We start from the raw sequence: 14262 nt of genomic DNA, 5'->3' as shown, positions 1-14262 counted from the left end.
CATATTGACTACCGAAACGATAGGAGGTGATAATGCTACAAAGAAAAAATACGTGCTCTCAGAAGCAAGTATTGAGAAAATGAAAGGGGTACATCCGAAGTTAATTGAGCTTATGAAAAAGGCAATAAGTAACAGCCCTTACGATTTTAAGATAGTGCAAGGCTTAAGAACAGCGGAGTATCAAAATGAACTATATCAGCAGGGGCGTACAAGGCCCGGTAAAATCGTTACAAAACTTGACGGTTACAACAGAAAATCGAACCATCAGGCAAAGGCCGATGGTTATGGCCATGCAGTAGACATAGCAGTTTGTGGGTATTATGACGGGAACGGTAGCTATGTAAAAAGCACTACTGATGCAGAAATGTTTGACAACAAAAAACTTGTTGAAATATCAAAGCATATCAAAGCAGTAGCAAAAGACATGGGACTGGAAATAGTATGGGGCGGAGACTGGAAAACTCTCTATGACACACCACATTATGAACTTGTTTAAAAAAAAAATAATTTTAAGGAGTGATCTAAAATGACTGAAACAATGGTAAAAATGTACGTTATCAACAAAGTGGGAGAGTTAGCAAAAACTGCAATATACAGAAGTGAGATAGTAAATGCAGGAAAAGCAGGATTTGAAAAATTTGAGGCTGTTGTAAACAATTTCTGGGATAGGGCAGAGGAATATGTTCTGAAAGAAAAAGAAATTGACAGAAAATGGATTCCTGATGTGGTTGAAAATTTAGGAGAAGAAGCAATACATAAAGCTATCAAAGTTCTAAGAGTGGAACTTGATCCGAAAAAATTAGTGCAGGATATTTTTAATATTGAAAAAAAGGAAAATCCTGCCGCACTTTAAAACGGAAGAAAGGAGTTATTTATGTTTTTTGGTTTGGATACTGAAACGGCGAAGGAGGTAGTTATGATCTCATACGGCGTACTGCTCGGATTCCTGGGAAACATCACATTCCGGGCAAATAATAAAATCGATATTAAGCCGTTCTGGGTACGGCTTTTGAACGGGGCATTGGCAGATGCCCTTTATATTTTCCTCATGGTCATGTTTCCAAAAATACTTAAGCTTGACGTCGCCATAATGTTCATAATATTTGGGATAGGGTTTCTGATTGAGCCTTTGTCCGAGTTAGCTATTGTCAAGATGCCTACCATATTAGATAGGCTGATAGACAGATATTTCCCTCCTCGAAATGATGGTGATAAAGATGGTGACTAAAAAAACACTTTGGGAAAAACTGTTCCCCGGAAGGGAGCACAAACATGCACAGAAAAGCACTAAAATCAATTATGCGAACAAATATATAATCAGGATTATTTTATTTTTCCTGGTCGAAAATATAGCCCTCATGAAAATAAGGGAATACCAGTTCATGCGGAACATGCTGGAAATAGCGAATAAAGGAGGAGGACCGTCGGCAGAAGTAGTCAAAACACTGAAGGACACGATGCTGACAGAAAATCTCGCAATAGTAATTATTACAACAGCAATCTCTATTGGACTGCTGTATTATTGCGACAGTAAAATGACTAAGGGTGGCCAGTAACGGTCACCCTCTTTTTTTTTATTGCAAAAATTTATATTCATTTTATAAAAAAGGTATTGACTTTTTTATAAATATATAGTATAATAGTATCAAGATGGAAGTAACAGAAAGGTGGAGATATGGAAAAGGTAAAGCCGAGAGGAGTGAAGAGAGGAGAAACACCTGCCTGGAAGGTGGGCAGAAAAGCAACAGGAAGAGAAAGGGATAAAAATATAAGCTTCAGAGTGACTCAAGAAGAAAAGGAGCTTATATACAGAGTGCTGGACGAAGTAGGAGGTAACAGGACCGACGCTCTAATAAAAAAACTAAAAAAATAATACATTTTTATAAAAAAGGTATTGACATTTATATAAAAATGTAGTATAATATTATCAAGATGAAGGACAAGATGAAATAAAAAAGCTCTAACGGTACTGGCAATACCATCAGAGCAAAGGTAAAATTAAAAACTCACGACCAAATGAATTATTTAAAATACCTGTTTTATTTTATCACGTTCTTGAAAAAAATTCAAGGAGTGATTTAAAATGACTAAAAACGAAATAGCAAACATGACAAACGGAAAATTGAAAGGGATAGCAAGACAAATAAGTACAAATTACGAATTAGGTTTAAGAGAAGATGATATAATCATCTTAGAAAAAGCTGAAAGTTGGACAGATGGTGGAGAGTTTACAGTTGAAAATGAAAGAGAATACGAATATATGTTCTACTGTGTCAATGAATGTCCAGTTCACATCGTTGACTACGAAAACGAAGAAGAAACTGAAATACTCGGAGCAACAGACTGCGAAGCAGAAAAAGAAGTTCTTGTTGCGGCAGGAACAAAATTCAGAATCATCAGTGTGAGCACTGATGAGGATTACGAAGAAATGGGATATTACAGTATAGATGTTGAATATATGAATTAATAACAAACAGGGCCTTTAAAAGCCCTGTTTTTTTTTGTAAGTATATCACACACATCTGTCATATAAAATCAAATCCACACAAATCTATAATGTACGATTAACACGCAAGAGGTAAACGTAAACACAGTATTTTCAGTACTTTAAGTACTCCCTATTTCCTGTAATGTAAAAGATTCTTATGTGAGTGCTGAATAGCCTGCCTTAAAAAATTAAAATTAATGTTAATATGAAAAACTATATTTCTTCATTTGCTAAAATTTTACTCATACAGAACATTTATTCATTAAGGAAAAATCAAAATTCGCCTAAAGGCTATTGATTTTTCCTAAATTCATATTCTGTTTTGCATTGTAAAATTTCAAATAATTTGAAATATAGTTTTTTATTACTTACTAATTTTTTGAGACAGACTTTCTTGCTATACGGAATATATGAAATAAAAAGATAATAAATATCCAAAAACACATAAATAAAAGTAAGAAAAAAATTTTCCACAAATTGAAAAAACATAGAAATTGTGATATACTTATCTGTAAAAGACTAATTAGAAACAGAGGTATAAATAAATGGCGGAGACACCGTTAATGAAGCAATATAAGGAAATAAAGTCAGAACATGAAGACTCCATATTGTTTTTCAGGTTAGGAGATTTCTATGAAATGTTTTTTGATGATGCAGTAAAAGCTTCAAAAGAACTTGGATTGACGCTTACTTCCAGAAATAAGGAAAAGGATATGGATGTGCCTCTTGCAGGAGTTCCGTATCACTCTGCAAATTCGTATATATCAAAATTAGTTTCAAAGGGATATAAAATAGCAATATGTGAACAGGTGGAAGATCCTAAGACTGCAAAAGGAATTGTTAAAAGGGAAGTTACAAAGATAATAACTCCTGGAACAGTTATTGATGTGGATACGCTTGATGCAAAGAGTAATAATTATCTGATGAGTATAAGAATTGCAGAAGAAAAAACAGGAATTGCATACATAGATATTACAACAGGGGAATTTAAAGTAACAGAAATAGAAAGTGATAAAGAATGTTCGGGAGTGATAAACGAACTTAATAAAATAGAACCTAAGGAAATACTTGTGACATCTTCCTTTTATGAAACAGCAAAAGGAATACTGGAGGATTATGCAAGAAAAAATAATGCAACAGTTACATGTGTAAATAAAGTCAGAGATTCGGAAAAATTTCTGACAGACTATTTTGGAGTAGTTTCGCTTGAAAGCTATGGAATAAAAAACAGGAAGGCAGTAATTGAAGCTGGTGCAATGGCACTTGACTACATACTGACAATGCAGATTGAAAATGAGCTTACAGTGGAAAAGATAGAGTATCTGAATGTGTCAAATTATGCTGAAATTAATTCCATTACAGCAAGAAATCTGGAGCTTATTAAAAACCAGCGTGAAAAAACTGTATTTGGATCGCTTTTATGGGTTCTTGACAGATGTAAGTCTTCAATGGGGACAAGACTTCTTAAAAAATATATAAACAATCCTCTACTGGATGTAGAGAAAATTTTAAAAAGACAGCAGGATGTGCAGTATTTTATTGACAATATACTTATACGGGAAGACATAAAGGAAAAACTTGAAAATGTCTATGACCTGGAAAGGCTTTCAGGGAAAATAGTTTTTGGGAATGAAAATGGGAAAGACTTGACAGCACTTAAAAATACTGTGAAGTCAGCAATTGAAATAATGGAAATACTTAGAAATACTGAATTTTTCAAGGATATAGAAATTCAGGTTTTGATTGATATATATAAACTTATTGATACAGGAATAGTTGAGGACGCACCTTTTTCAGTAAGGGAAGGTGGAATGATAAAAAGAGGATACAGCAGTGAACTGGATGAAATCTATCATATTATGAATTCAGGTAAGGATTTTCTTTTGGAAATAGAAGGAAGGGAAAGGGAAGCTACTGGAATTAAAAATATGAAGATAAAGTACAATAAGGTATTTGGTTACTTTATTGAAATTACTAAATCCAATCTGGATATGGTGCCTGAAACATACATAAGAAAGCAGACTCTATCAAATGCTGAGAGATTTGTAACTCCTGAGCTGAAGAAATATGAAGATACAATTATAAATTCCAAGGCTAAAATAGAGGACATGGAATACTATCTGTTCAAGGAAATAAGCGGGAAAATAAAGGAACATAAGTCCCTTCTGATAAGACTTGCTGAAAAGCTTGCTTATCTTGATGTGATGATTTCCTTTGCTACTGCAGCGATAGAAAATGGATATGTGAGACCTGAAATAAGTAATGGATTTGATATGAAAATAATTGAAGGAAGACATCCGGTGGTAGAAAAACTCATTGGAAGAGGAGATTTTGTATCAAATGACACTGTACTTTCAGAAAAAGAAAAATTTGTAGTCCTGACGGGACCAAATATGTCTGGAAAATCCACTTATATGAAACAGGTTGCACTTATTTCAATAATGGCTCAGATTGGCTCATATGTTCCTGCAAAGGAAGCAAAACTTTCGGTTGTGGATAAATATCTCACAAGGATAGGAGCATCAGATGACATACTTTCAGGGCAGAGTACATTTATGGTGGAAATGAGTGAAGTTTCTAACATTATAAACAATGCCACTGAAAAAAGCTTGATTATACTGGATGAAGTAGGAAGAGGAACTTCTACGTTTGACGGAGTTTCAATCGCAACGGCCATTTCAGAATATCTACATGAAAAAATAAAGGCAAAGACAATATTTGCAACCCATTATCATGAACTGACTGATCTGGAAAATAAGTTTGAAAATATTGTGAATTATCGGATTGAAGTAAAGGAAAAAAATGGAAAAGTAATGTTCCTGAGAAATATTATAAAAGGTGGAGCTGACAGGTCTTACGGTATAGAAGTGGCGAAACTGGCGGGACTGCCTAAGGAAATATTGAAGGAAAGCAGGGAAATACTGCATAGATTAGAACAGCGTAAGGAACTGATTGAAAAGACTATAAATGTAAAACAGCTTTCTCTTTTTGGTCAGATTGCTGAAATTGACAGGGAATATGAAGAAAAAACGATAGATGTGGTTGAAAATGAAAGAGATGAGAAAATAGATGAAGTAATATTTGATATTGAAAATAAAGATATAAATAATATTACTCCTATGGAAGCATTAAAATTTTTATCTGAAATAAAAGCTAAATTAGAGGAGAAAAAATAATGTGGAAAAAAATAGCCTATGGAGGTCTGCTGGCTGTCCTGATATATTTTCTTTATGCTGTATTTTTTAAGAAAATAGATTCGCCTGCAGATCAGATGAAAAAAGAGATGAAGGCAAAAAAAGTAGTGTACAAACTGAAGGATGATGCGATTATTTACGCAGATGAACAGATAGGTTCCGATGGCGATAAAATAATAAAATTTAAAAATGTTATTGTTGATCTGACCAAGAAGGAAATGCTAATATCTGGAAAAGAAGGGGAAATAAACACTGAAACTTCAGATATAACATTAACTGGAAAAGTTGTAGGAAGTACAAAGGATAACAAATGGAATTTGTATACTGAAAAGGTGGATTACAAAAAAGAGGGAGATAAGATAATCTCAGAAACAAGGACGAAGATACTGAACAATGTTGATAAGACTGAAATGGAATCTGATAAGCTGGAAACAACAACGGCATTTCAGGAGCTGACTGCGACAGGAAATGTAATTTACAAGGAAACTGAAAAGAAAAGGGAACTTAAATCAGACAAGGTAACTTATAACGATGTAAATAAAGTTGCCACAGGTGAAGGAAATGTAAGCTACAAAGATGATAAGGTAACCATTACGGCAAATAAGGCAACGTATTATATGCAGCCTGAAGTAATAAATGCCGAAGGAAATGTAAAGTATAATGATGCTGAAAGTAACATAAGTGCAGATAAGGCAACATATTATATGCAATCTGAAGAAATACATGCTGACGGGAATGTACATTATGTAGGTAAGAACGCAACAATTACTGGAAACAGTGCAAAATACTTTGTAAAGCAGAAACAGGTTGATGCAACAGGAAATGTAAATTATTCAGGAAAAGATCTTAAAGTTTCTGCAAATCATGTATTTTATGATGAAGTTAAAAAAATAGTAAATGCCGATGGAAATGGTAGGTTCAATTATCTTCCAAGATCGACTACAGGTACATTTAGAAGCGGTGTCTATGATTTGGCGAATGAAACATTGACTACAAATGAATTCTATACAATGAATTATGAAGACTATCATATGGAAGGTACAAGCCTTGTGTATCTGTTTAAAACAGGAGATGCAACTTTTAACAGCAAGTTTGCTGTAACAAAGCAGAACTTCACAGTTGCAGGGGATAATGGTCATATGAATACCATAGCTAAAAATATATTTTCAAATAAAATGGTCATGACAAGTGTACAGGGGGATAAAATAACATCTGATACTGGAGAAGGAAGTTTTGAAAAGAAGGAATTCAGATTTGATGGAAATGTAAATGGTAAAATAAGAGGAAATGTAAAGAATTTTGCAACGAATCCTACAAAGCTTGTTGAATCTGAAGCTGTTCACTTTAGAGGAAATACTGCAAAAATATATTTCATTTCCCACAACAATAAGGATATGAGTGTTACAAGAAGTGAAATTAAGGAAAATGTACATATGAGATACAAGGAAGTAAACCTGACTTCCCAATATAATGAAATTGATACCGGAAAAAATCTGGTTCTTGCAAGGGACGGAGTTAAACTTGACTTCAGAAATGATACACAAATGACTTCGAATTTTCTGTATCTGGATTTAAATAAAGAAGAAGGGCATGCTGAGAAAAATGTAAAAATTGTAAGTAAGCTCCCACAATTTGCAAATTTGAATACAAGTGCAGATAAAGCAACAGTTTACATGAAGGAAAAAAAGATAAACTTAAATGGTAAAGTTATTACTTATCAGGGAAAAACAAAGATTTCTTCTAATAATGCAATGTATGATATTGATAAAAGAGTGCTTGAAAATAGCGGAAATATAAAAATGCAATATCATGTACAAGATGGAAATGCCGCTTCTTCCCAAGGAAAATCAGATCCTAAAAATGTAGCAGCTGTAGAAGAAGTTATAAATAAGCTTTCTGTTTCACAAAATGAAGTAAATAACAATGGCAAAATACATCTTCCTAAGACAATGACTGCGTCAAACGGAGTTCCTGTTACAGTAAGATGGACAACTTCAAATCCATCATTCCTGGCAGTAACCGGGAAAATAAATAAACAGTTTTTAGGTGGAGGTAATAAGTCAGTTGTATTGAAGGCTGTGGCTAAAGCAGGAAATGATTCCAGGGAGAAAAGTTTCAATGTGACTATTCCTGTGGAAACAACTAGGGAAATGCTGGAAAGAGCTGCCAGAAATATTTATGTACCTGAAACAGGTAAAAATCTTCCTTCTTCCGTAAGGGTGGATATAGGAAAAGGAACAATTGATGTGCCAATAGTATGGATGTCAGGTGGAAACAGGGTACAAAATGCAACGGGAGCAAAAGGATTGACTGCTATCCTGAATTATAAGGGTACAGAATACAGAAAACAGTATTAATTAGCTGTGGGTAATTAAAAATAAATAATTAGGAGCTGTTATATTACAATGAGTAGAAAAATTAATATAGAGGCTGACAGTTTGAAAAAAATATATAAAAACAGGGAAGTTGTTAAAAGTGTCAGCTTAAGCATGGAAAAAGGTGAGGTTGTAGGACTTCTTGGACCAAACGGTGCAGGAAAAACAACGACATTTTACATGATAACTGGAATTGTAAAGCCAAACAACGGAAGAGTACTATACAATGGAGAAGATATTACGAATTTTCCAATGTACAAGAGGGCTAGGCTTGGACTGGGATATCTTCCTCAGGAAGCTTCAGTGTTCAGAAATCTTACTGTTGAGGAAAATATAGTTTCAGTTTTGGAAATGCGTGGAATTCCTAAAAAGGAAAGAATAGAAACAATGAATAATCTTATAGAAGAATTTAAACTTTCCCATGTAGCAAAAAGTTTAGGATATGCCCTTTCAGGAGGGGAAAGAAGAAGGGTGGAAATTGCCAGAACGATTTCCACTAATCCTGATTTTATCCTTCTGGATGAGCCTTTTGCAGGGGTTGACCCTATTGCAGTTGAGGATATTCAGAATATAATCATGCAGTTAAAGGAAAGAGGCCTTGGAATACTGATAACAGACCATAACGTAAGAGAAACTCTGAGAATAACTGAAAGAGCCTACATCATGGCTGAAGGTACTATACTGATTGCAGGTACAGGCCAGGAAATTGCAAATAATGAAACTGCAAGAAAAGTTTATTTAGGGGATAATTTTAAACTGGATTAGAAATTGATTAATAATAAGGAAATAATATTAGTTGAAAATGATGATTTTAAAATAATAAAATAAATTATAGAAAATTATAATTAAAAGAGAGGAAATGAAATGACAGGAAATGAATTAAGAAAAAGTTTTGTAGATTTCTTTAAATCTAAAGAACATAAACATTTTGAAAGTGCATCACTTATACCTGATGATAAAAGTTTATTGCTTACAGTTGCAGGAATGGTTCCTTTTAAACCGTTTTTTCTAGGTGAAAAGGAAGCACCTTTTAAGAGGATTACAACTTATCAGAAGTGTATAAGAACAAATGATCTTGAGAATGTAGGGAGAACACCTAGACACCATACATTTTTTGAAATGCTGGGAAATTTCTCGTTTGGAGATTACTTTAAAAAAGAAGCGATAGAATGGTCGTGGGAATATATAACAGAAGTACTTAAACTGGATAAGGAAAGATTATGGGTTTCTGTTTTTGAAACAGATGATGAAGCGTACAGAATATGGAATGAAGAAATAGGAGTACCTAAGGAAAGACTTGTAAGACTTGGTGAAGATGATAACTGGTGGGCGGCAGGGCCTGTCGGATCATGCGGTCCATGTAGTGAAATATATTATGATACTCAGAATATGGGTAAAAATAATGAAGAAATAAACTCAAAGCCTGGAGATGAAGGGGACAGATTCCTTGAAATATGGAACCTTGTGTTTACAGAATGGAATAGACTTGAAGACGGTACGCTTGTACCACTTCCTGAAAAAAATATAGATACAGGTGCAGGAATTGAAAGAATAGCTTCAGTTATTCAAAATAAGAAAACAAATTTTGAGACAGATTTGTTTATGCCGATAATACAGGGAATTGAAAAAATACTTGAAATAAAAAAAGAAGATTTTGATGAAACAGTAAAAATAATAGCAGATCATATAAGAGCATCAGTATTCCTTATAAGTGACGGAGTTCTGCCTTCAAATGAAGGAAGAGGATATATACTGAGAAAAATAATAAGAAGAGCTTTTGGTGCAGGAAGTGCGGCTAAAGGAAAGGTTTTTGAAAAGGAAGATATATTCCTTCATAAGCTGGTTTCATATGTTGTGGAAACAATGAAGGAAGGTTATCCTGAACTTGTTGAAAAGGCAGAATACATAGAAAAAGTAGTAAAAATAGAAGAAGAAAGATTCTCAAATACATTGAAAAATGGAACAGAACTGCTTGAAAGCGAAATTGTTAAACTTAAAGATGAGAATAAAAGGGAGCTTTCATCAGATGTTTCATTTAAATTGTATGATACGTTTGGATTCCCATTTGAATTGACAAAACTGATTGTTGAAACGCAGGGGATGGAAGTATCAGAAGAAGAATTTGAGAAAAAGCTTGCCGGACAGGTTCAGAGATCAAAAGACAGCAGAACTACAATTTCTGATATGATAAAGGATGAATTTATTGATGAATTCTTTGAAAAACATGGTAAGACAGAGTTTGTAGGTTATGAAAAATTTGAAGATACAGGAAAAGTCCTATATGTTTCAAAAAGTGACGGAATTAGCGGATATGAAATGATATTTGACAGAACTCCATTTTATGCTGAGTCTGGAGGACAAGTTTCTGATACAGGAACAGTAATATCTGGAGAATTTACTGGAAAAGTAGTTGGAGTTGCAAAGAAAAAAGATGTATTTGTTCACCAGGTTGAAGTGGAAAAAGGCATTGTACCTGAAGTTGGAAGAGAAGTGAAATTGGAAATAGATGTTTTAAGAAGAAAAGATATCCAGAGAAATCACACTGCAACACATATATTACATAAAGTTTTAAGGGAAAAACTTGGAACACATGTAGAACAGTCAGGATCGCTAGTTGACAATGAAAGATTGAGATTTGACTTTTCACATTATGAACCTATTTCAAAGGAAGTACTGGAAGAAATTGAAAAAGAAGCAAATAATATAATTCTTGCAAATATTCCAGTAAAAATAGGTTATGAAAATATTCAGGATGCAAAAAACAGAGGAGCAATGGCACTGTTCTCAGATAAGTATGGAGATGTTGTAAGAGTAGTTGAAATTCCTGAGTTTTCAATAGAACTATGTGGAGGAGCCCACGTAAAATCAACTGGAGAAATTGGACTTTTCAATATTGAATCAGAAAGTGGAATAGCTTCAGGAACACGTAGAATAACTGCAACTACAGGACATAAAAGCTTAGAATATGTAAATAAGCTGGAAGGAAAACTGGACAGAATAGCAGGTATGCTTAAAACTGATGAAAAAAATGTAGTGGATATTGTAGAAAAATATATTTCAGATGCGAAGGCTATTATTAAGTCATATGAGCAGCTGCAGACAAAACTTGTAAAATATGAAATAAATGAACTGTTTGAAAATATTGATACTGTAAATGGAATCAAAGTATTAAAGGTTTCATTTAAAGATAAGAGTATTGATGAACTTAAGGAAATAGTGGACAGAGGAAAAGAAAAACTTCAAAGTGGAATAATTGTACTTGGTTCAAACAATGAAAAAGCCATATTTGTAGCTGGAGTTACTAAAGACCTTGTTTCTAAAGTAAAAGCAGGAGAGATTGTAAAGGTTGCCGCACAAGTTACAGGAGGAAACGGTGGAGGAAGACCTGATTTTGCTCAGGCGGGTGGAAAAGACGGAAATGCTGTAGAACAGGCAGTCGAAAAAGCCTTTGAATACATAACTTCACAGTTATCTTAATTTATTTATGTCATTAGAGGAAAATGAGAGGATATTTATAATGAAAAAATTTATAGGGCTTGATGTCGGAGATGTCAGAATAGGAGTTGCAAAATGCGATCCTCTGGGAATTCTTGCGACTGCCCTTGAAGTAATTGACAGGAATGTTACAGATCCTATAGAAAGAATAAAGGAAATACTTTCTGATGAAGGAACTAGGAAAATTGTAGTAGGAATGCCGAAAAGTCTGGATGGTACTAAAAATATCCAAGCTGAAAAGGTGGAAAAATTCATTTCTGAAATGAAGGAAAAAATAGAAAGAATTGAAGTAATTACTGTAGATGAAAGATATACAACAACAGAAGCTGAGCATTATCTGAAAAACTATTCGAAAAAAAATGGTAAGGAAAGAAGAAAAGTAGTGGATATGGTTGCAGCTTCAATAATACTTCAGAAATATCTTGATACATTGAAATAATTTAATAAATTATTATAGAAAACAAATATAAATTTGGGAAAGGAAGAGAATGAAGAACAAAAAGACACAGTACTTATGGCTTTTAGTCATACTCGTAGTTCCAGCTATAATACTTTATTTTAATAAAATAAAGTTAGGGTTGGACTTAAGAGGTGGAACATCAGTAGTGCTTCAGGCACAAGGAAAAATAGAATCAGATACAATGGACAAAGTAAGGGACATAATTGAAAGAAGGGTAGATGGTCTTGGAGTAACAGAACCTGTAATTCAGATAAGCGGAAATGACAGATTAATAGTGGAACTTGCTGGAATAAAGGATTCACAGAAGGCTGTAGAACTTATAGGAACAACAGCAAAACTTGAATTCAAGATAAAAAATCAGGACGGAACATATGGGCCTACTTTACTTGGAGGTTCAGCTATAAAAACAGCAGTACTTTCTCAGGGAGAATTTGGACGTCCTGCAGTTGACTTTACACTTGATGGTAAAGGAGCAGAAATTTTTGCGAAAATTACAAGGGAAAATATAGGAAAGCCTCTTGCAATAATGCTTGACGGTAAGGAACAATCTGCACCGGTAATAAACTCTGAAATATCTGGAGGAAGAGGTCAGATTACAACAAATAGCCGTGAAGATGCACAAAAAATTACAAATCTTCTGAAATCAGGGGCATTACCTGTAAGTATAAAAATACTTGAAGTTAGAACAGTAGGAGCAACTCTTGGAGTTGAATCCATAAAGCAGACACAGTTTGCAGGAGTTCTGGCAATGATAGCAATATCATTATTCATGTTTGCAATATATAAAATTCCTGGACTTATTGCAGATGTTGTACTTGTAATATATGGATTTTTAGTATTGGCATCACTAAGCCTTGTAGGATCCACTCTGACATTGCCTGGAATAGCAGGATTCATACTGACATTAGGAATGGCTGTTGATGCGAATGTTATTACGTTTGAAAGAATTAAGGAAGAAATGAGTAAAGGATACAGCATTGAAGATTCAGTGGCAAAAGGATTTGAAAATGGGCTTCCTGCAATAATTGACGGGAACCTTACTACATTATTAATAGCTGCCGTTCTGTTCTCATTTGGAACAGGTCCTGTAAGGGGATTTGCAGTGACATTATCTTTAGGGGTAATGATAACAATGCTTACAGCAATATTTATAACAAAACTGTTTATGCATTTTGTAATAAGCACTTTTCATATTAAAAAAGAAAAACTATTTTGGGGAGGGATAAAAGATGGTAAATTTGAAAGTGATACATTATAAAAACTTTTACATAGGATTTTCAGCTTTGATGGTAACTCTGTCACTGATATTCTTCCTTACAATAGGATTGAATCTTGGAATTGATTTTAAAGGTGGAGATCTGTTACAGGTAAAATATGAAAAACCTGTAAATAAAGATGTGATAAATAAATCATTAGATGAATTAACAAAGGATATACCGGAACTTGGAGCAAAAAAAGTACAGATTTCAAGTGATGATAATACAATGATTCTTAGAACAGGGCAGCTTTCTGAAGTACAGAAAAACAATCTGTTAGGTAAATTAACAGAAAAAACAGGAAAATACGAAATTATAAGATATGATACTGTAGGAGCTACAATAGGAAAAGAGCTTACAAGAAATGCTGTCTGGGCTCTAGTAATCGGAAGTATACTTATTGTCATTTATGTAACAATAAGATTTGAGTTTGTCTATGCAATAGCAGGAATAATTGCATTGTTACATGATGTATTAATATGTATTGGGCTTATTGCTTTACTAAGATATGAAGTTGATACTCCTTTCATAGCGGCAATACTGACTATACTAGGTTATTCAATAAACGACACAATTGTAATATTTGACAGAATAAGGGAAAATGACAAGAGAAACGAAAAAGAAAAACACAATAAGAAAACTTTTGAAGAAATCATAGAGATAAGTGTAAACCAGGTTTGCATGAGATCACTATATACATCAATTACAACATTATTCTCAGTTGTAATATTGCTGATATTTGGAGGAGAATCCCTGAGAACATTTAATATGACTCTGTTCATTGGAATGATTTTTGGAACATATTCTTCGATATTTTTAGCAAGTCCATTAGTTTATCTGATGAGAAGATTCAGAAAAATTAAAAAGAAAAATAATAAAAATGATGAAAAGAAAAAATCAGTTAAAACTGTAAATGGTTATGATGCAGAGGAAAAAGTATTAGTGTAGCATAATTGATACTGTCTCAAAAAATAAATAAAGGGTTTATCGCAAA

At 33.6% G+C, this 14262-nt stretch carries 13 protein-coding genes; all 13 read left to right on the top strand.

Annotated features, from left to right (window positions below; translation table 11 throughout):
• Positions 1-4 precede the first annotated feature (4 nt).
• The 13 genes from HMPREF1984_RS03780 to secF all read left to right on the top strand — a co-directional run bounded on the left by HMPREF1984_RS03780 (position 5) and on the right by secF (position 14216).
• Positions 5-496 (top strand): M15 family metallopeptidase, encoded by a 492-nt coding sequence (locus tag HMPREF1984_RS03780; RefSeq protein ID WP_232219682.1) that lies wholly within the window; start codon positions 5-7, stop codon positions 494-496.
• A gap of 30 nt (positions 497-526) precedes the next feature.
• A complete protein-coding gene (locus HMPREF1984_RS03775) occupies positions 527-853 on the top strand; it encodes a hypothetical protein (RefSeq protein ID WP_021766567.1) in 327 nt (108 codons plus the stop codon).
• A gap of 21 nt (positions 854-874) precedes the next feature.
• Positions 875-1228, top strand: coding sequence for a hypothetical protein (locus tag HMPREF1984_RS03770; protein ID WP_021766566.1), 354 nt, complete (start codon positions 875-877; stop codon positions 1226-1228).
• On the top strand, positions 1218-1556 hold the full coding sequence (locus HMPREF1984_RS03765) for a hypothetical protein (RefSeq protein ID WP_021766565.1): 339 nt from the start codon (positions 1218-1220) through the stop codon (positions 1554-1556). The genes HMPREF1984_RS03770 and HMPREF1984_RS03765 overlap by 11 nt, the downstream gene beginning before the upstream one ends.
• Positions 1557-1675: 119 nt before the next feature.
• Positions 1676-1873 (top strand): hypothetical protein, encoded by a 198-nt coding sequence (locus HMPREF1984_RS03760; protein ID WP_021766564.1) that lies wholly within the window; start codon positions 1676-1678, stop codon positions 1871-1873.
• Positions 1874-2083: 210 nt separating this feature from the next.
• On the top strand, positions 2084-2467 hold the full coding sequence (locus HMPREF1984_RS03755; RefSeq protein ID WP_021766563.1) for a hypothetical protein: 384 nt from the start codon (positions 2084-2086) through the stop codon (positions 2465-2467).
• A gap of 566 nt (positions 2468-3033) precedes the next feature.
• Entirely contained in the window at positions 3034-5664 is a 2631-nt protein-coding gene (gene mutS, locus HMPREF1984_RS03750; protein ID WP_021766561.1) for a DNA mismatch repair protein MutS, read from the top strand.
• Entirely contained in the window at positions 5664-8039 is a 2376-nt protein-coding gene (locus HMPREF1984_RS03745; protein WP_021766560.1) for an LptA/OstA family protein, read from the top strand. The genes mutS and HMPREF1984_RS03745 overlap by 1 nt, the downstream gene beginning before the upstream one ends.
• A gap of 48 nt (positions 8040-8087) precedes the next feature.
• Complete coding sequence (gene lptB, locus HMPREF1984_RS03740; protein ID WP_021766559.1) at positions 8088-8822, top strand: LPS export ABC transporter ATP-binding protein; 735 nt, start codon at positions 8088-8090, stop codon at positions 8820-8822.
• 99 nt (positions 8823-8921) lie between these two features.
• Entirely contained in the window at positions 8922-11534 is a 2613-nt protein-coding gene (alaS, locus tag HMPREF1984_RS03735) for an alanine--tRNA ligase (RefSeq protein WP_021766558.1), read from the top strand.
• Between the two features lie 40 nt (positions 11535-11574).
• Complete coding sequence (ruvX, locus tag HMPREF1984_RS03730) at positions 11575-11991, top strand: Holliday junction resolvase RuvX (protein ID WP_084408407.1); 417 nt, start codon at positions 11575-11577, stop codon at positions 11989-11991.
• A 49-nt stretch (positions 11992-12040) separates the two neighbouring features.
• On the top strand, positions 12041-13270 hold the full coding sequence (gene secD, locus HMPREF1984_RS03725; protein WP_021766556.1) for a protein translocase subunit SecD: 1230 nt from the start codon (positions 12041-12043) through the stop codon (positions 13268-13270).
• Positions 13242-14216 (top strand): protein translocase subunit SecF, encoded by a 975-nt coding sequence (gene secF, locus HMPREF1984_RS03720; protein WP_021766555.1) that lies wholly within the window; start codon positions 13242-13244, stop codon positions 14214-14216. Before secD ends, secF begins: the two co-directional genes overlap by 29 nt.
• Positions 14217-14262: the final 46 nt, after the last annotated feature.

Source organism: Leptotrichia sp. oral taxon 215 str. W9775 (genome assembly GCF_000469505.1).
Taxonomy (GTDB): domain Bacteria; phylum Fusobacteriota; class Fusobacteriia; order Fusobacteriales; family Leptotrichiaceae; genus Leptotrichia_A.
The sequence above is the reverse complement of the archived record's forward strand: the minus strand, read 5'-3'. Positions and strand labels throughout refer to the sequence as shown.